The organism is Stenotrophomonas hibiscicola ATCC 19867 (genome assembly GCF_000382065.1).
In the GTDB taxonomy this organism is placed as follows: Bacteria; Pseudomonadota; Gammaproteobacteria; order Xanthomonadales; family Xanthomonadaceae; genus Stenotrophomonas; species Stenotrophomonas hibiscicola.
Genome location: NZ_KB907502.1, coordinates 16646 through 34189, shown reverse-complemented (window position 1 = coordinate 34189; position 17544 = coordinate 16646). Strand labels below are relative to the sequence as shown.

The 17544-nt window shown below is 67.4% G+C and carries 16 protein-coding genes; 8 read left to right on the top strand and 8 right to left on the bottom strand.

Annotated elements, in window-relative coordinates; translation table 11 throughout:
• Positions 1 to 28 precede the first annotated feature (28 nt).
• From sdhD to G370_RS1000000121395, 3 genes are read right to left on the bottom strand one after another with little or no spacing between them, the layout of a single operon-like run.
• On the bottom strand, positions 29 to 415 hold the full coding sequence (gene sdhD / locus G370_RS0114250) for a succinate dehydrogenase, hydrophobic membrane anchor protein (protein ID WP_005409077.1): 387 nt from the start codon (positions 413 to 415) through the stop codon (positions 29 to 31).
• Positions 412 to 804: a succinate dehydrogenase, cytochrome b556 subunit gene (sdhC, locus tag G370_RS0114245; protein WP_005416132.1), complete on the bottom strand. Its 393-nt coding sequence runs from the start codon at positions 802 to 804 to the stop codon at positions 412 to 414. Before sdhC ends, sdhD begins: the two co-directional genes overlap by 4 nt.
• 56 nt (positions 805 to 860) lie before the next feature.
• A complete protein-coding gene (locus tag G370_RS1000000121395; RefSeq protein WP_005409075.1) occupies positions 861 to 1031 on the bottom strand; it encodes a DUF1674 domain-containing protein in 171 nt (56 codons plus the stop codon).
• Between the two features lie 39 nt (positions 1032 to 1070).
• Between G370_RS1000000121395 and ygfZ the strand changes: the two genes are divergently transcribed.
• Entirely contained in the window at positions 1071 to 1946 is an 876-nt protein-coding gene (gene ygfZ, locus G370_RS0114240; protein WP_019661199.1) for a CAF17-like 4Fe-4S cluster assembly/insertion protein YgfZ, read from the top strand.
• A 160-nt stretch (positions 1947 to 2106) separates the two neighbouring features.
• Here ygfZ and G370_RS0114235 read toward each other — a convergent pair whose 3' ends face one another.
• The gene (locus G370_RS0114235) at positions 2107 to 3189 is read right to left on the bottom strand and encodes an ABC transporter ATP-binding protein (protein ID WP_019661198.1); all 1083 of its coding nucleotides are present in this window, start codon (positions 3187 to 3189) and stop codon (positions 2107 to 2109) included.
• 352 nt (positions 3190 to 3541) lie between these two features.
• On the opposite strand from G370_RS0114235, the gene zwf reads away from it, so the two are divergent.
• From zwf to eda, 5 genes are all read left to right on the top strand, one after another.
• Positions 3542 to 4978, top strand: coding sequence for a glucose-6-phosphate dehydrogenase (gene zwf, locus G370_RS0114230; protein ID WP_019661197.1), 1437 nt, complete (start codon positions 3542 to 3544; stop codon positions 4976 to 4978).
• On the top strand, positions 4975 to 5982 hold the full coding sequence (gene glk, locus G370_RS0114225) for a glucokinase (RefSeq protein ID WP_019661196.1): 1008 nt from the start codon (positions 4975 to 4977) through the stop codon (positions 5980 to 5982). The genes zwf and glk overlap by 4 nt, the downstream gene beginning before the upstream one ends.
• Positions 5979 to 6701 carry a 6-phosphogluconolactonase gene (pgl, locus tag G370_RS0114220; RefSeq protein WP_019661195.1) on the top strand — a complete coding sequence of 241 codons (723 nt, stop codon included), beginning with the start codon at positions 5979 to 5981 and terminating at the stop codon, positions 6699 to 6701. Before glk ends, pgl begins: the two co-directional genes overlap by 4 nt.
• A gap of 58 nt (positions 6702 to 6759) precedes the next feature.
• Positions 6760 to 8676: a phosphogluconate dehydratase gene (gene edd, locus G370_RS0114215; RefSeq protein ID WP_019661194.1), complete on the top strand. Its 1917-nt coding sequence runs from the start codon at positions 6760 to 6762 to the stop codon at positions 8674 to 8676.
• Between the two features lie 205 nt (positions 8677 to 8881).
• Entirely contained in the window at positions 8882 to 9541 is a 660-nt protein-coding gene (gene eda / locus G370_RS0114210; protein ID WP_019661193.1) for a bifunctional 4-hydroxy-2-oxoglutarate aldolase/2-dehydro-3-deoxy-phosphogluconate aldolase, read from the top strand.
• A gap of 319 nt (positions 9542 to 9860) precedes the next feature.
• Here eda and G370_RS0114200 read toward each other — a convergent pair whose 3' ends face one another.
• The 3 genes from G370_RS0114200 to ispG all read right to left on the bottom strand — a co-directional run bounded on the left by G370_RS0114200 (position 9861) and on the right by ispG (position 12704).
• Positions 9861 to 10508 carry a response regulator gene (locus G370_RS0114200; protein ID WP_019661191.1) on the bottom strand — a complete coding sequence of 216 codons (648 nt, stop codon included), beginning with the start codon at positions 10506 to 10508 and terminating at the stop codon, positions 9861 to 9863.
• 200 nt (positions 10509 to 10708) lie between these two features.
• The gene (locus G370_RS0114195; protein ID WP_019661190.1) at positions 10709 to 11458 is read right to left on the bottom strand and encodes a phosphatase PAP2 family protein; all 750 of its coding nucleotides are present in this window, start codon (positions 11456 to 11458) and stop codon (positions 10709 to 10711) included.
• Positions 11439 to 12704, bottom strand: a complete 1266-nt coding sequence (gene ispG / locus G370_RS0114190; protein ID WP_019661189.1) for a flavodoxin-dependent (E)-4-hydroxy-3-methylbut-2-enyl-diphosphate synthase — start codon at positions 12702 to 12704, stop codon at positions 11439 to 11441. The genes G370_RS0114195 and ispG overlap by 20 nt, the downstream gene beginning before the upstream one ends.
• A 114-nt stretch (positions 12705 to 12818) precedes the next feature.
• Between ispG and G370_RS0114185 the strand changes: the two genes are divergently transcribed.
• Complete coding sequence (locus G370_RS0114185) at positions 12819 to 14045, top strand: ATP-binding protein (RefSeq protein ID WP_019661188.1); 1227 nt, start codon at positions 12819 to 12821, stop codon at positions 14043 to 14045.
• On the top strand, positions 14042 to 14605 hold the full coding sequence (locus G370_RS0114180; RefSeq protein WP_005409063.1) for a response regulator transcription factor: 564 nt from the start codon (positions 14042 to 14044) through the stop codon (positions 14603 to 14605). The genes G370_RS0114185 and G370_RS0114180 overlap by 4 nt, the downstream gene beginning before the upstream one ends.
• Positions 14606 to 14626: 21 nt before the next feature.
• On the opposite strand, the gene G370_RS0114175 is transcribed toward G370_RS0114180, so the two are convergent.
• Positions 14627 to 17524, bottom strand: a complete 2898-nt coding sequence (locus tag G370_RS0114175; protein WP_019661187.1) for a type 2 lanthipeptide synthetase LanM family protein — start codon at positions 17522 to 17524, stop codon at positions 14627 to 14629.
• Between the last annotated feature and the right edge of the window lie 20 nt (positions 17525 to 17544).

Below are 17544 nucleotides of genomic sequence, written 5' to 3'. Positions count from 1 at the left end.
ATCTGGATTCCTGTGTAGGTGCCTGGGCTCAGGCAACGCCGAGGGCGATGCGGCCCACCGCAAACACACTGACGATCATGCCGAGCACGGCGACGAACTTCACCGCGGTCTGCAGCACCAGGGCCAGCAGCGATTCGTGGATGTAGTCTTCCAGCACGACCTGCATGCCGAGCTGCGCGTGCCAGAACATGGCGATCAGCAGGCCGATCAGCGGCACCGCGTTCCACGGCTTGGCCACGGCGGCGGCAGCGGTCGCGTAGTCCGAGCCGAGCAGGCCCAGCACGAAGACCAGGAACCAGATGCCCAGCACCACCAGTGCGGCGGCGGTCAGGCGCTGGTGCACGAAGTGCTCGGTGCCGGTCTTGGCCGAGCCCAGGCCGCGCACGTTCTTCAACGGGGTACGGAACTTGCTCACGCGGCACCTCCGAACATCACATAGGCCCACACCAGCAGGGTGATCACCAGGCTGCCGATGACCGACAGCCAGCTGCTGCGGATGAAGGCCGGGATGCTGAAGCCGATGGCAAAGTCCTGCACCACGTGGCGGATGCCATTGCACAGGTGATAGGCGAACGACCATGTCCACGCGAACAGGAACACGCGGCCATACCAGGCCCCGGCATGGCCGGTGAAGCAGTTCCAGGACTCGGGCCCCATCATCAGGGCCAGCAGGCCGGCAGCGATGATGAGGGCACCAACAGACAGAAAGATGCCGGTGGCTCGATGCAGGATCGAGGTGGCCATCTGAATCTGCCAGCGATACACCTGAAGGTGCGGGGAAAGTGGGCGTTGTCTGGTCGCCATTCGCTGGGCTCGTTGTCTCGGCTGGGCGGCACGCGGCCGCGTTGGCTCAATGCTGATCAGAAATCGATGCAGCGTCCGTTTTTCTCCCAATCGCCATACCGCACCGGATCAAGTCCGCCGCGGCCGCCGAATTCCTCTGCCTTTTCCTGCTCCACGGGCACGGGTGCCGCAGGGACCAGCGGGGCTTCAGATTCGTCGTCGGGAGTGGGGGTTGTTTGGCCTATCATGTTCGGTCTCGCAACGCACAAATTTTAGACCTCGTTCACGTGCCTGACAACCTGCCCCCTGCTTTCGTCGGATATCCGCGCCTGCCCGGCCACCAGCTGCTGAGCCTGCAGGGCCCGGATGCGGCCGCCTTCGCCCACGCCCAGTTCAGCAGCGATGTCACCGCCCTGCCCCTGTTGCACTGGCAGTGGAGTGCCTGGCTGAGTGCCAAGGGCCGCACTCTGGCGGTGTTCCAGCTGCTCCGGCTGGCCGACGATCACGTGATGCTGGTGCTGGCCGACGGCGATGCCGATGCGATTGCGTCGCAACTGCAGCGCTTCGTGTTCCGTCGCAAGGTGAAGGTACAGGTGCGCAGCGATGTGGCAGCTGCCGGCGCCTTCACCGCGCCCGAGGCCGCCAGCGGCGCGGCGATTGCGCAGGCCGCAGATGAGGGTTGGGAGCTGGACCTGGGCAGCGATGCACTGCCGCGCACCCTGCGCATCGGCAGCGCCGAAGCGTTCGCCGCCAGTTCTGAAGCCGATGAGACCGCTTTTGCCCTGGCCTGGCGCCAGGCCGACCTGCGCTACGGCCTGCCACGGCTGGAAGAGAGCCAGCGCGAAGTGTGGACCCCGCAGCAGCTGGGCCTGGACCGCCTGAATGGCTACAGCGTGAAGAAGGGCTGCTACCCCGGCCAGGAAATCGTCGCCCGCACCCATTTCCTCGGCAAGGCCAAGCGCGCGGTGCAACTGCTGCATACCGCGGCACCCGCACGTGCCGGCGATGGCGTGCAGCAGGACGGCGCGACACTCGGCACAATCGCCAGCGTGGCCGGCGAGCTGGCGCTGGCGGTGCTGCCACTGGAGGCTGGCGACGCCGAGCTGCAGGTGGGTGATGCCATTGCGCAGCGCGTGCCGCTGCTGGATGGATTGGCGCGCTGAATCTGACGCGCCCTCATCCACGCATGGCGTGGATCTACTGACCGACCCGGTGGGTGCGGACCGTTGGTCCGCACGCCTTCGGTGAAGGAATGGTAGTGCCGGCCGCTGGCCGGCAACCATGCAGGGTTGAGGTTGCCGGCCAAGCGGCCGGCGCTACCCGCTACAGGCGCTCGCCGCTCTCTGCGTTGAAGAAATGCAGGCCCTGCGGGTGGATCGCCACGCGGATGTCATCGCCCACCGCAGGCAACGCCTGCGGTGCCACGCGCATGGTCAGCGCATGCTGGCCACTGCTGAGGTTGACGAAGATCTCGTTGCCGACCGGTTCGATGCCCTCAATGCGCGCGATGAACGCGTGCGCATCATCGGCAGCAGCCGGTTGCAGGTGCTCCGGGCGCACGCCCACCGCGATCGGTTTCTGCAGCCATGCCGGATCGATCGTGGCCTGGCCCAGCGGTGCACGCCACTGGCCGTCTACCACGGTCACGCCACCGGCATCGCCCTGCAGCGTGCCACGCAGCACGTTCATCGCCGGGCTGCCGAGGAAACCAGCCACGAACAGGTTGGCCGGGCGGTCGTACAGCGCCATCGGCGTATCGATCTGCTGGATGATGCCGTCCTTCAGCACCACGATGCGCTGACCCAGGGTCATCGCTTCAACCTGGTCGTGCGTCACGTAGATCATGGTGGTGCCCAGCTTCCGGTGCAGCTGCGCAATCTCGGTACGCACGCTGTGACGCAGCTTGGCGTCGAGGTTGGACAGCGGCTCGTCGAGCAGGAACACCGCCGGCTCGCGCACCAGCGCCCGGCCCAGTGCCACGCGCTGACGCTGGCCACCGGACATCGCCTTGGGCAGCTTGTCCATCATCTCGGTCAGGCCCAGCGTCTGCGCCGCCTCGGCAATGCGCTTGTCGATGGTCGCCTTGTCATGCCCGCGCAGCTTCAGGCCGAAGGCCAGGTTCTCGGCCACGGTCATGTGCGGGTACAACGCGTAGCTCTGGAACACCATGGCGATGTCGCGATCCTTCGGCGCCACGTCGTTGACCACGCGATCACCAATGGTCAGCGTGCCACCGCTGATCTCTTCAAGGCCGGCCACCATCCGCAACAGGGTCGACTTGCCACAGCCGGATGGTCCGACCAGCACCATCAGCTCGCCATCGGCTACCTCGAAGGTGGCGTCCTTCACCGCGACCTGGCCGTTGTCATAGACCTTGCGCACACCCTGCAACTGCACTTTTGCCATATCACCTATCCGGTCCGCCCGAAGCCGGGCTGTCTTTTGGGACTGCCTCGGCCCTCCCGATGGCAGTGATGATTGCGCGCCTGCCGCATGACGGCGAGCACTGCAATCGAATACAGTTGCCCATTCTGCCATGTAAACGTTTTCACGTGGCACTATCCGATGATCGGTGCGCACCGATCTGCGTCGGCGGTTGAACGAAGGTTCCGCCGAGGTAGTGGTTTCGAATGGAACGATCTTCCGCAACACCGGAGATCGCCCCTGACGAACCTCGGACAGGCAGTTGCGCGGATGTCCCCCGAACCCAGCCATGAAGCGATTGACAACGATGTCACCCGGATCTGAAACTCGAGCGATGCACGACACCCTCTTCCTGTTCGGTGCCACAGGTGATCTGGCCCAGCGCTACCTGTTCCCTTCGCTGCTTCGCCTGCTTGGCGACGGCCTGCTGCCGGAGGACTTCCGCATCCGCGCATTGGCCCTGTCCGGGCATGACACCGAAGCTTTCCATGACATCCTCCGGCCGCGCCTGCAGCAGGCCATGCCGATGGCCACGCAGGACGACATCGCTGCCCTGCTGCGCCGCATCGACTACCGTTCGGTGGACCTGCGCGATGTCGACTCGGTTGCCGCCGCCGTCTCCGACCTGGTGCACCGCAAGTGCGTCAGCTACCTGGCCATTCCGCCGGGCCTGTACATCTCCACCTGCGAAGGCCTGGCCAAGGGCGGCGCCCTCGCCGCGCCGGCACGCCTGATGCTGGAGAAGCCGATCGGCAGCGACAGCGAGAGCGCCGAGGAAATCATCAGCACCATCGGCCAGTGGATCGACGAGGACCGCGTGTTCCGCCTCGACCACTACCTGGGCAAGGCCGCGGTGCAGAACCTGATCGCACTGCGCTTCGGCAACACGCTGCTGGAAGCGGTGTGGAACCGCAACTACATCGAATCGGTGCACATCCTGGTGGCCGAAAGCGAAGGCGTGGATGGCCGCGATGCCTATTACGCCCGCTCCGGCGCGCTGCGGGACATGGTGCAGAGCCACATCCTGCAGCTGCTGTGCATGGTGGCGATGGAACCGCCGGCATCGCTGGAAGCCGATCGCATCCGCGACGAGAAGGTCAAGGTGCTGCGCGCCCTGCGCCCGCTCGATGCCAGGCACGCCGCGCGTGACAGCATCCGTGGCCGCTACACCGCCGGCACCATCAATGGCCAGCCGGCCCAGGCCTACCAGCCGCCGGAAGGCAGCGACGTGGAAACCTTCGCCGGTGTCACCGCGCATATCGACAACTGGCGCTGGAGCGGCGTGCCGTTCCACCTGGTCACCGGCAAGCGCCTGCCCGAGCGCACCACCCGCGTGGTGGTCACGCTGAAGCCGGTCACCCACTGGCTGTTCGAGCGCCCGCAGCGCGCGCAGGCCGCGCCGAACCGCCTGGTGTTCCAGCTGCAGCCGCAGGAAAACATCGAACTGGGCCTGATGAGCAGCCTGGCCGGCCCGGAATGGGGTGCCCTGGAACTGCATCCGCTGGAACTGGAACTGTCGGTGCCGACCGGCCTGCACCGCCGCATCGCCTACGAACGCCTGTTCCTGGATGCCTTCAACGGCAACCACACGCTGTTCGTGCGCGACGACGAAGTGCGCGCAGCGTGGGCCTGGATCGACAGCGTTGCCGACGCCTGGAAGGAGGCCAAGCTGCCGCTGGAACCGTATCCTGCTGGCCAGTGGGGCCCGAGCAATGCAGGCGAGTTCCTGCCGCAGGGCGTGGACGCGCCGGACAGCGGGGCCTCGGCATGAGTGCCATCTCGCAGCCGGTGCTGGTTGCCGACATCGGCGGCACCAATGCCCGCTTCGCCCTGGCCGACACCTCGCAGGACGCGCCGCTGCTCAAGGAGAGCATCCGCGAGTACGCGGTGGCGGAATTCCCGTCGCTGGGTGATGCCGCGCGCCACCACCTGGAGCAGATCGGCGCTGCGGCCAGCCGCGGCGTGTTCGCAGTGGCCGGCCGCGTCGACGGTGACGAGGCGCGCATCACCAATCATCCGTGGGTGATCTCGCGCAGCCGCACCGCCGCGATGCTGGGGTTCGACGAGCTGCACCTGATCAACGACTTCGCCGCACAGGCGATGGCGATTTCGCTGCTGCAGCCCGAGGACGTCGTCCAGGTCGGCGGCGCCGCCTGGGTACCGGGCAAGCCGGGACAGCCGCGCAACTACGCGGTGATCGGGCCCGGTACCGGGCTCGGCGTCGGTGGCCTGATCATGCGCCACGGCCGCTGCTATCCGCTGGAAACCGAAGGCGGTCATGTCAGTTTCCCACCGGGCACACCGGAGGAAATCCGCATCCTGGAAATCCTCTCCGAGCAGTTCGGCCGCGTCTCCAACGAACGCCTGATCTGCGGACCCGGGCTGGTCAACATCCATCGCGCCGTGTGCGAGATGGCCGGCATCGACCCCGGCCAGCTGCAGCCGGTAGACGTGACCGCGCGTGCCCTGCACGGTGATCCGCAGGCAATGCGCACCGTGGACGTGTTCTGCGCGGTGTTCGGCGCCATCGCCGGCGATCTGGTACTGACCCAGGGCGCCTGGGACGGCGTGTTCCTGACGGGCGGCCTGACCCCGAAGATGCTCGATTCACTGCAGCACTCCGGCTTCCGCCAGCGCTTCGAACACAAGGGGCGGTTCTCTTCGATCATGGCGAGGGTGCCATCGCTTGCCGTGATGCATCCCCACGCCGGACTGCTGGGCGCTGCCGCCTATGCTGCCGACGCCGAACGTGACGCACCAGGAGTTGCCGCATGAGCCCCACCTTGCACGACGACCGCATCGAGTTCATTCAGCACGGCGACGCCGATGGCTGGATCGAGGCGGTGGCCGCCGAAATGGCGCAGACCCTCAACCACGACATCAATGAGGTGGGCCGGGCCCGCATCCTGCTCTCCGGTGGCACCACGCCGGCGCCGGTATACCAGGCACTGGCCGAACTGGACGTGCATTGGGACCGGGTGGAAGTGAGCCTGGCCGATGAGCGGTGGCTGTCGCCGCAGGATCGCGACAGCAACGCCTGGCTGGTGCGCGAGCACCTGCTCAAGCGTGCCGAGGGTGCGCACTTCGATCCGCTGGTGCGGATCGGCAAGCCGCTGACGGAGTGCGTCTACACCGCCAACCTGCAGGCCCAGCACAGCCAGCCACCCAGCCTGGTGGCACTGGGCATGGGCAACGATGGCCACACCGCCTCGCTGTTCCCGGGTTCGAAGGACCTGGCCCGTGCACTGGAAAGCACCCTGCCCTATGCGGCACTGGATGCCACCGGCTGCCCGGGCGCGAACCAGTGGCCGCTGCGCATCACCCTGACCCCGCACGGCCTGCGCCAGTGCCGCCAGCGTCTGCTGCTGCTGCGCGGCAAGCAGAAGCTGCAGGTACTGCGCCAGGCACTGGACAGCAATGACCCCCAGCAGTACCCGATCCTCAATGCAATCAACCTGGAAGGCGCGCGCCTGCGCGTCCACTGGGCTGATTGATGTCGGCGGCGGCGCCACGCCGCCGCTTGCCTCTCGCCACCACGAACGCCGGTAGCCAATGAGCCTCCATCCGCAACTGCAAGCCATCACTGAGCGCGTCATCCGCCGCAGCGCGGCCTCGCGCGCCGCCTATCTGGCCGCGATCGACGCCTCCCTGCGCGAAGGCCCGTTCCGCAGCCGCCTGAGCTGCGGCAACCTCGCCCACGGATTCGCCGCCTGTGGCGGCACCGACAAGAGCCGCCTGCGCGGTGGGGTGACACCGAACCTTGGCATCATCACCGCCTACAACGACATGCTGTCGGCGCACCAGCCGTTCGAGACCTATCCCGAGCAGATCCGCCAGATCGCCCGCGAGCTGGGCGCCACCGCGCAGGTGGCCGGCGGTGTGCCGGCGATGTGCGACGGCGTCACCCAGGGCCGTGGTGGCATGGAGCTGTCGCTGTTCTCGCGCGATGTGATCGCGCAGGCGACGGCGATCGGGCTCAGCCACGACATGTTCGATACCACCGTCTACCTTGGTGTCTGCGACAAGATCGTGCCGGGGCTGCTGATCGGCGCACTGGCCTTCGGCCACCTGCCGGCGGTGTTCGTGCCGGCCGGCCCGATGACCCCGGGCATACCCAACAAGCAGAAGGCGGAAGTTCGCGAGCGCTATGCCGCCGGCGAAGCCACCCGTGAAGAACTGCTGGAAGCCGAGTCGGCCTCCTACCACGGCGCCGGCACCTGCACCTTCTACGGCACGGCCAACTCCAACCAGGTGCTGCTGGAAGCGATGGGCGTGCAGCTGCCGGGCGCGTCGTTCGTCAATCCGGGCACCCCGCTGCGCGACGCTCTTACCCGCGAAGCGACCGAACGTGCACTGGACATCACTGCGCTGGGCGATGACTTCCGTCCGCTGGGCCGGATCATCGACGAGCGCGCGATCATCAACGCGGTCATCGCGCTGATGGCCACCGGCGGTTCGACCAACCACACCATCCACTGGATCGCGGTGGCGCGTGCGGCCGGCATCGTGCTGACCTGGGACGACTTCGACGAGCTGTCGCAGCTGATTCCGCTGCTGGCCCGCGTCTACCCGAACGGCGAGGCCGACGTGAACCGCTTCGCCGCCGCCGGTGGCCCGGCGTTCGTGTTCGGCGAGCTGATCAAGGCCGGCCTGATGCATGGCGACCTGGTCAGCGTGGCCCGTGGCGGCATGGCCGACTACGCCCGCGAACCCCAGCTGCGCGACGGCCAACTGGTTTATCTGCCGGGCCTGGAACGCAGCGCCGATGACGAGGTGGTGCGTGGCGTCGACAATCCGTTCGAACACCAGGGTGGCCTGCGCCTGCTGCGCGGCAACCTGGGCAAGTCGCTGATCAAGCTGTCGGCGGTGAAGCCGAAGTACCGCACGATCGAAGCACCGGCCGTGGTGGTCGATGCACCGCAGGTGCTGAACAAGCTGCACGCCGGTGGCCTGCTGCCCGAGCATTTCGTGGCGGTGGTGCGTTACCAGGGCCCGCGTGCGAACGGCATGCCGGAACTGCATTCGCTGGCGCCGCTGCTGGGCCTGTTGCAGAACCAGGGCCGACGCGTGGCGCTGGTCACCGACGGTCGCCTGTCCGGCGCCTCGGGCAAGATTCCGGCGGCGATCCACGTGACGCCGGAAGCGGCGCGCGGCGGCCCGCTGGCGAAGGTCCGCGAAGGCGACATGATCCGGCTGGACGGCGAGGCCGGCACGCTGGAGGTGCTGGTGGACCCGGCCGAATGGGCGGCGCGTCCGCTGGCTCCGAACACTGCGCCGGCCGCGCATGACCTGGGCCGCAATCTGTTCGCGGTCAACCGTCGCGTGGTGGGCCCGGCCGACCAGGGAGCGATGTCGATTTCGTGCGGTCCGGCGGCGGCCGATGGCGGGCCGTGGGAGTACGACGCGGAGTACGAGCTGGGGCATGATGCCGCGGCGGCGGCAGCGCCGCATGAGGCGAAAGACGCCTGAAGCGAAAAGCCGCGGCAGGCTTCCCGGCTTGGGCAGTAGAGCGCCCTGGCCGGGACACGCCGTAAACCCATCCATGGGGGCTCGATCGCGGCATCCATGCCGCTCACGGTCCCGGCCAGGGCACTCCACTGCCCTTGGACAATTCCCGGCGCGTCATTTGCGCTGCGGCCACTGAATCAAGAAGAGCAAAGGCAAGGGCAAAAGCATGGGTATCGAACAACATCAGGTGAAGGCGGCGGAGCTGTTGCATGCGGCGGGCATCCTGCCGGTGGTGACGGTTCATACGCTGGACCAGGCGCGGGCGGTCAGTGCGGCGCTGCTGGACGGTGGTTTGCCGGCGATCGAGCTGACGCTGCGTACGCCGGTGGCGATGGAAGCGTTGGCGATGCTCAAGCGCGAGCTGCCCGATGTGGTGGTGGGTGCAGGCACGGTGCTGACCGTGGAGCAGATGCAGCAGTCGATCGATGCGGGCGCGGACTTCCTGGTGACCCCGGGCACGCCGCCAGCGCTGGCCGATGCACTGGCTGCTGCGCCGCTGCCGGTGGTGCCGGGTGCGGCCACGCCGACCGAGCTGCTGTCGCTCTACGCCCGCGGCTTCCGCGTGTGCAAGCTGTTCCCGGCCACGGCCGTGGGCGGGCTGGCGATGATCAAGGGACTGGCCGGCCCGGTGGCGGACCTGAAGCTGTGCCCGACCGGCGGCATCACCGAAAACACCGCCGCCGAATACCTCGAGCAGAAAAACGTGGTCTGCATCGGCGGTTCGTGGATGGTGCCGGGCAACTGGATTGCCAACGGCGAATGGGACAAGGTGCGCGCCAGCGCCGCCGACGCCGCGAAGATCATCAAGCGCGTTCGCGACCACTGAGCGCAACGCAGCTGTAGAGCCGAGCCCACGCTCGGCTCCACGCCAGCGGAATGGAAAGCAGCCGAGCATGGCTCAGCTCTACAGGACCAGCATCCAGAGCGCGACCCGCTCCCGCTCTTCCTTCTTCATTCCGCGGTGGCGGCGCACGAAAACCGTCCTTGGCCCTGCGGAGGGATTGCGCAGGGGCGTGAGCGCCATGGATGGCGCGACCGAGCCTCCAGGGATGGATTCACGGCGTCCCCTGCGCAATCCCTCCGCAGGGCCAACCCCACGAATCCTGCCGCACACCGCAAGGGGCTCAGCCGTTGGCCGAAACCCGTTACAGCGGCCGCGCCGGATCCACCAACCCGTACTGGCTGGCCATCCGCGCCAGCGCGATGTTGTCGTGGATCCCCATCTTCTCGAACAGCCGCGCCTTGTGCGTGTTCACCGTCTTCGCACTCAGGCTCAGCCACCGCGCGATATCTTCCTGGCGCAGGCCCTGGGTCAGCAGCAACGCCACTTCCAGCTCGCGCGGCGACAGGCTGTCGAACGGCGAACCGTTGCCTTCCACCGTCGACAGTGCCAGATTCTGCGCGATGCTGGTGCCCAGGTAGCGGCGCCCACCTGCCACGTCACGCACCGCGCGCAGCAGTTCCTGCGCATCACAACCCTTGCCGATATATCCGGCCGCGCCGGCTTCGAGCAGCCGCTTCGGCAGCGGGCCATCTTCCAGCACCGACACGATCACTACGCGGGTGTTGCGGTGGCTGCGCACGATGCGCTCGGTCACTTCCATGCCGCTCACACCCGGCAGGTGCAGGTCACACAGCACCACATCCGGCAGCAGCTGGCGGACTTCACGCAGCGCGTCTTCGCCGGTCTCGGCTTCGCCCACCACCTCGATGTCGGTTTCCCCCGACAGAATCATCTTCATCCCGGTGCGGACCAGCGCGTGGTCATCCACCAGGTAGACTCGAATCGTCATTCACGTACCTCTTCGAATGCGGCCATTGCAGGTCAAGCTAGGCAGGGTGCCGATACCCTGCAAGCGCGTTCGGAATGCGGCCCCGGCAATCTGCCTTGCGCATCACAGTACCGCGCGTTGTGCTTGCCCCCTGTCTTGCAGAACCTGCTGCAACGAAACAACTGATCTATCACGTAGACGTCCCGCGCGGGGCATCCACGTCAATCCCCCTGTGATGATGCTTCGCTGGCCTTCGCTGGCCGCGTGCCATGATGCCGCCAAGGGTGCCGGTGACTGAACATGACCAGATAGCACCCTACCACCCAAACCAGCGCGGCACACCATCCGGCCAGGATATCGGAGGGGTAATGCACCCCCAGATAGACCCGGGAGACGCTGACCAGCAGGCTGAATGCCGGTGCCAGCAGCAGCACCGGCCAGCGCCAGCGGGTGTTCCAGGCCAGCAGTACCAGGGTCACCGCCAGGGTCATCGAGCCCATCGCGTGGCCGCTGGGAAAGCTGAACGTCGATTCCGGCGCGATCGATTCCCACAGGCTGGGGCGCTGGCGCTGGAAGAAGTGCTTGCTGCCCATGTTCAGCAGCGCCGAGCCGACGAAGCTGACCGCCACGAAGGTGGCCTCGCGCCAGCGCCGGTAGCCCAGCAGCACGCCGATGATCAGCACGTCGGCCGGGATCAGGAACCACTCATAGCCCAGTTTGGAAATGAGCACGAAGAAGCGGTCCAGCAGTGGCGAGTGCAGGCCATGCATCTGCCACAGCAGCGGCGCGTCGAAATGGAACGATTCAAACTCGTGCACCTCGTCCGCCAGGGCGACGAAGCCAGCCAGCGGCAGCAGCACGCCGCCGAACAGCAGGACCAGACGCCAGGCATTGCGCGCCATCCAGTGGCGGAAACCGGAGGCGGATTCCGGTGCAGCGAGGATCGCAGGCTTATCCGGCGCTTCGGACATACGTGTGTTCGACGTAGTCGTCGATCAGGGCGACGAACTCCTGGGCGATGTTGTCGCCGCGCAGGGTCACCTTCTTCTCGCCATCGACAAACACCGGCGCTGCGGGTGTTTCGCCCGTGCCCGGCAGCGAGATGCCGATGTTGGCATGGCGCGACTCGCCCGGCCCGTTCACGATGCAGCCCATCACCGCCAGGGTCATGTTCTCCGCCCCCGGGTGGTGGATCTTCCACAGCGGCATCTTCTCGCGCACGTGGTTCTGCACGACCTTGGCCAGCTCCTGGAAGAACTCCGAGGTGGTGCGGCCGCAGCCCGGGCAGGCCGTGACCAGCGGCGTGAAGGCGCGTTGGCCGGTGGTCTGCAGCAGTTCCTGGGCGACGATCACTTCCTGCGTGCGCGACTGGCCCGGTTCCGGGGTCAGCGAGATGCGGATGGTGTCACCGATGCCTTCCTGCAGCAGCACCCCCAGCGCCGCCGCCGACGCGACGATGCCCTTGCTGCCGATACCGGCTTCGGTCAGGCCCAGGTGCAGGGCGAAATCCGAGCGCTGGGCCAGGTCGCGGTATACCGCGATCAGCTCCTGCACGCCGCTGACCTTGGCCGACAGCACGATGCGGTCGCGCGGCAGGCCGAGTTCCACCGCCTGCTCGGCCGAATCCAGGGCCGAGCGGATCAGCGCTTCGCGCAGCACGCGGCCGGCATCCCAGGGCTGTTCGCGCAGGCTGTTCTCGTCCATCAGCTTCGCCGCCAGGGCCTGGTCCAGCGAGCCCCAGTTGGCGCCGATGCGCACCGGCTTGTTGTAGCGGATCGCAAACTCGATCAACTGCGCGAACTGCAGGTCCTTCTTCTTGCCGAAGCCGACGTTGCCGGGGTTGATGCGGTACTTTGCCAGCGCTTCGGCACACGCCGGTTCGGCGGTCAGCAGCTGGTGGCCGTTGTAATGGAAGTCACCGATCAGCGGCACGTCGATACCCATCATCGCCAGCTTGTCGACGATGCGCGGGATCGCCGCAGCCGCTTCCACGGTGTTGACGGTCAACCGCACCATTTCCGAACCCGCGCGCCACAACTCGGCCACCTGCTTGACGCTGGAAGCCACGTCGGAGGTGTCGGTGTTGGTCATCGACTGCACCACTACCGGCTTGCCTCCGCCTACGGTGACCCCGCCGATCTGCACGGCATGGGTCTGGCGGCGGGGCCAGGAGGTGGCATCGGAGGGAGGCGTAGGGCGGGTCACGGCGTCGTGCATGGGCGCATTCTACCGCCCGCTCCCGCATTCGGGGTGACTCGCATTCAGCCGGCGGCACGGCTGCGGCCGATTGTCGCAGGCACGCGCGCCCGTGAACGCATACGATGAGCATGAATGACCGGTCCCGACGCCCCGTTCCTCCGTACCCTGTGCAGCCTGCGCTGGCTTGCCGTAGGCGGCCAGGCCGCCACCATCCTGGTCGCCAGCTGGGTACTGGGCCTGCCGTTGCCCCAGCTGCCACTATGGGCCGGCGTGGCCGTGCTCACCTTGTTCAACATCTACACCCAGCTGCGCCCGGAAGCGGCCGACACCGCCCCGCTGACCGCATTCGGCCATATCCTGGTGGACGTGATCATCCTGACCTGGATGGTGGGCTGGAGCGGCGGCATGGCCAACCCGTTCAGTTCACTGTTCCTGATCCTGATCGCGCTGGCCGCCTTCGCCCTGCCCCTGCGCTGGGCACTGGCAGTGGCCCTGGCCTGCCTGCTCGGCTACGCCGCCAGCGGCATCTTCGGCCAGCCGCTGCCGGACGGCTATTTCCGCGCGCAGGACCTCAACCGTTGGGGCGTGGTCGCCAACTTCCTCATTTCCGCAGCGGTCGTGCTGACCTTCTCCACCCGCCTGGCGCTGGCGCTGCGACAGCGCGAACTGGAACTGTCGGCACTCAGGGAACGCTTCGCCCGCAACGAAGGCATCGTCGCCCTGGCCACCCATGCCGCCTCCGTGGCGCATGAACTGAACACGCCGCTGGCGACCATGACCCTGCTTGCCGATGACGTCGCCGAGCGCAGCGAAGAGCCCGAAGTGCGCGAAGACATGGAGACCCTGCGCGAACTGCTGGTGCAGTGCCGGGAACGCGTGCTGGCGCTGGCCGCACCGGCCTCGGCCGACGCACCGGGCCGCAGCCACTCCAGCGCCCAGCAGGTACTGGAACAGTGGCGCCTGGTGCGGCCGACCATCGACCTGCATCGCAATGACGATGCGCCGCTGCGGTTACCACTGGATCCGGGCGTGGGCCATCTGCTGATGGTCCTGCTCAACAATGCCGCAGATGCCGGCGAACAGGCCGGGCGGCCACGGGTAGACCTGGACCTGCGCATCGAAGGCGACGACCTGATCGGCGAAGTCCGCGACTACGGCCACGGCTTCGATGCCCGTGCCGCGGTGCTGCCAGGCAAGCTGTTCGGCAGCAGCAAGAGCGAGGGCATGGGCGTTGGCCTGGCCCTGTCCCATGCCACCATCGAACGCCTCGACGGCGAGATGTGGATGCGCCCGGCCCAAGGCGCCGGCAGCCGCGTCGGCTTCCGCCTGCCGCTGGTCCCACGCGAGGAAACCCCATGAGCGCCTCAACCCTCGGCCTGCTGGTCGACGACGACGAACTGTACCTGCGCACCCTGCAGCGCAGCCTGGCCCGCAAGGGACTGGAAACGCAGACCGCGCAGGATGCCGCCAGCGCGCTGGCATTGGCCCGCCAGCATCCGCCGGCGTTCGCGCTGATCGACCTGAAGCTGGGCAGTGATTCCGGCCTGGCGCTGATCCAGCCGCTGCGCGCGCTGCGCGCGGACATGCGTATCCTGCTGGTGACCGGCTACGCCAGCATCGCCACTGCCGTTGAGGCGATCAAGCTGGGGGCCGACGATTACCTGCCGAAGCCGGCCACGGTACCGATGATCCTGCGCGCGCTTGGCGAGGAAGACGACGGCCCGGCCGACGATGGCGAAATGGAAGTGCCGGACGCGATGACGCCGATCAGCCGCCTGCAGTGGGAACACATCCAGCAGGCGATGCACGAGACCGGCGGCAACGTGTCCGCAGCGGCACGCCTGCTCGGCATGCACCGGCGTTCGCTGCAGCGCAAGCTGGCAAAGCGGCCGAGCCCGGAACGCGATCCGAGCCGTTGATCGCTGACGGACCGGTCCGGCTCAGGCCTCGACCAGCGCCGGCCGGTCCTGCGCGGCGCTGGAGCGCACCGCACACGCATCGGCCCGCGTGGCCATCGTCTCCTGCAGCAGCGGCGATGGCAGTACGCAGGCCGGATGCATGCGCAGGAAGCCGTAGATCGAACCCGCCAGGCCGATCATCAGGCCCGGGGTAAAGGCCGCGCGGGTGAGGCCGCCAACCATCCCCTGGTGCTCCTCGATCGAAGAAATGATCTCGATGGCGGCCTCGTCCTGCGGATAGGGACACCCTGCCGGATCCAGCGCAGCGGCCAGCACCAGCAGTTCCCGGGTGGACACATCGCCATGGCACAGGGTGTGGCTGAACCCCCATTTGCCGCGCGCATCGGCCACGGCGCGACGCATGTCGCGCAATTGCGCGGCATCACCGGTGCGGGCATACAGGTCCGCCGCCGCCAGGCCGATGCCCACGCTGCCGTGGCACCAGGTCGGGAAGTTCTTCTGCCCATCCTGCAGGTGGATGTCCCGCCAGTGCCCGGTATGTGGCTCGAACAGGGCTGCCTGGAATGCAAATGCTCCTTCGGCCAGCCGCCACCATGCGGCCCGCTCGGGCACGCTGCCAGCCTCGGAGCGGGCCAGTCGTGCCAGCGCCCAGCCCATGCCCATCGCACCGTGGCCAAAACCACCGATCGGCTCGCTGAACTGTGGCGTCGGCCAGCGCGCACCGTCTGCGTCGACAATCGCAGCGTCCTGCATGCGGCGTCCCGCTGCGGCCGCCAGTTCCAGCCAGCGTGCGTTGCCGGTGGCTTCAGCCAGCGCCAGCAACGGCAGGATCATGCCGGACACACCATCAATCAGTTCGAACTTTGCCGCCTGCTGGAAACCGCGATGCTCCGCGGCTTCCGCGCAGCGCTCTGCCAGCGCCAGCAGCGCCGGTCGCTGCAACAGGTCGTGCAATGCCAGCAATGCCCACATTTGCGAACCGGTTCCAACGAATCCACCGTCAATTTCGGCGGGGTGCCGCTCGCACAGGGTCTGGAACACCGCAAGGGCGCCCTCGATGGCCGGATCCAGCCCGGCCACCGGATCGGCACGCCCCTGCTCCACTTCGTGGCGATAGGCTGCCAGTGCGAAAGCGATGCCGCCCAGCCCGAAGTACAGGTCTGGCTGCACCGGCTGGACGGTCCATCCGGTACGCGTCACTTCAGGTGTGATCCAGGTCATCGAGCCGTCTTCGCCGTGCACCGCCAGCCGCAGCAGGCTTTCCACCGCGCGCGTGGCCAGCGTGCGACGGCGTGCGTCCAGGTCGTCGGCGCGCGGATGCCGTGCTGCATAGCTGTAGCCGGACCGGGCCTCGGCTCGGGCCAGTGCATGCTGGTTCAGGTCGGTGGCGACCAGCGTGCTGCGGATCGTCACGTCTTCCAGGTCGATCCGCATCGCGCGCCAGTTGGCGACGACGGAGTGGATACGCGCCGCGTCCAGCTGCGATGCGAAGATCGGAATGTCACCGTGGCGCAGGTCATCGACCTCTCCGCGTACGGTTTCCAGGTCCGATGGCGCAGCGGGCGACACCGCCGCATTCCGCACCAGCAGGTCGATCGCGCGCTCAACCGCCCGAGCTTCGTTGTGAAGCGATGCTGGATGCCAGAGCATCCGCCCGAGCTCGGCGTAGGCCATTGTCGGCCGCCGTACATCCCGCACCTGGCAGCCTTCGAAGGCCGTCAGCAGCGGCATCAGTTCGCCGTTCGCGTCCAGCGCGCGCAGACGCCCACTGGCGTCGATGAAGCCCTCGCTGATGTGGTCCCAGTACAACGACACATCGGGCTGTGCGCTGGGATGGTTCTGCGCAATGGAGACCTCGGCCTCGACCATGCCCAACCGGGCCGGTTCGGTCCCGTCGTCGACGATCACCGGCACCTGCACCCGTGGCTGCTCGCCGGGCAGCGCGCCGGCTGCAGACAGGTCCACGCCCTCCATGCCCAGGCCGGCAGTACGGAACGGCACGATTCCGGTACGCAGCACTGAATTGCGCATCAGCTTGACGGCGGTGTCGTACGCATCGCCAAGCCCTGATGGCTCGATTTCGATTACCCGGCAGAACACGCTTTCGGCGTCGACCACCACCGGCACCGGCCCGACCGCGATCAGATTCTCCAGATGGATGTCGGTGCCACCGATCAGGCGCAGGATGGCCAGCCAGTGGCCGAGGCCGCGGTAATAGCACCGCAGTTCAGCCTCGCCGGAACAATAGCGATGCGCGGCGAATGCAGCCCAGCCGTGGCTGCCACGATCGATCACCTTCGGCACGCGCACGCGGTCAGGGGCATCACCGAAGACCGCGGACAACAGGCCATCGAGCGTGGCATCGATGCGCAATGAGCGTGGCTTGTACATCACCGTGCCGCCTTCGAACTGCAGCCGTGCCACGGTGCGGCCGCCACCGTGCAGGTCACCGCGGCCCAATGCAACGGCATGCAGCGTGCCCGCCGGCGCACCCAGCAACTCGGCCAACGCAACACGATCACTGCCGATGCGTGCAGCGAGCTCCACCACGGCCGCGCATTGTCCTTCGAGCATGCGCGTCAGGCGCGGCAGCAGTACCGGATAGCGTTGCTGCAGATGCGCGCGGAAGCCCTCGCTCGTGGCCAGGGCAACGAATTCGTCCAGCGCACCAGCACTGTCAAGCGGGCCGATGTCACCGCTGCGTGCAGCGGCGTGCAGCTCCAGCAGGAGCACGCGGTTGAGCTTGAGCTGGGCATGCTCACGCAGCGCCGCCTCGCCCTGCGAATGCAGCAGCGCACGTTCGCCGGGCTGCAGGGCGATGGCGGGATCATGCAGGCCGGCAGCCAGCGCAGCGCGCGCCTGGGCAAGGAAATGTTCGGTGATGCGCGCAAACGCGGCCGCAGCCGGAGAAGCGGTCATTACGCCCCCTGCGAGATTCA

Bases quoted from the DNA above. Each gene is read 5' to 3' on its own strand.
- sdhC (WP_005416132.1), bottom strand. From the start codon at position 804: ATGGCGACCAGACAACGCCCACTTTCCCCGCACCTTCAGGTGTATCGC.
- G370_RS1000000121395 (WP_005409075.1), bottom strand. From the start codon at position 1,031: ATGATAGGCCAAACAACCCCCACTCCCGACGACGAATCTGAAGCCCCG.
- G370_RS0114235 (WP_019661198.1), bottom strand. From the start codon at position 3,189: ATGGCAAAAGTGCAGTTGCAGGGTGTGCGCAAGGTCTATGACAACGGC.
- zwf (WP_019661197.1), top strand. From the start codon at position 3,542: ATGCACGACACCCTCTTCCTGTTCGGTGCCACAGGTGATCTGGCCCAG.
- glk (WP_019661196.1), top strand. From the start codon at position 4,975: ATGAGTGCCATCTCGCAGCCGGTGCTGGTTGCCGACATCGGCGGCACC.
- pgl (WP_019661195.1), top strand. From the start codon at position 5,979: ATGAGCCCCACCTTGCACGACGACCGCATCGAGTTCATTCAGCACGGC.
- edd (WP_019661194.1), top strand. From the start codon at position 6,760: ATGAGCCTCCATCCGCAACTGCAAGCCATCACTGAGCGCGTCATCCGC.
- eda (WP_019661193.1), top strand. From the start codon at position 8,882: ATGGGTATCGAACAACATCAGGTGAAGGCGGCGGAGCTGTTGCATGCG.
- G370_RS0114200 (WP_019661191.1), bottom strand. From the start codon at position 10,508: ATGACGATTCGAGTCTACCTGGTGGATGACCACGCGCTGGTCCGCACC.
- G370_RS0114195 (WP_019661190.1), bottom strand. From the start codon at position 11,458: ATGTCCGAAGCGCCGGATAAGCCTGCGATCCTCGCTGCACCGGAATCC.
- ispG (WP_019661189.1), bottom strand. From the start codon at position 12,704: ATGCACGACGCCGTGACCCGCCCTACGCCTCCCTCCGATGCCACCTCC.
- G370_RS0114185 (WP_019661188.1), top strand. From the start codon at position 12,819: ATGACCGGTCCCGACGCCCCGTTCCTCCGTACCCTGTGCAGCCTGCGC.
- G370_RS0114180 (WP_005409063.1), top strand. From the start codon at position 14,042: ATGAGCGCCTCAACCCTCGGCCTGCTGGTCGACGACGACGAACTGTAC.
- G370_RS0114175 (WP_019661187.1), bottom strand. From the start codon at position 17,524: ATGACCGCTTCTCCGGCTGCGGCCGCGTTTGCGCGCATCACCGAACAT.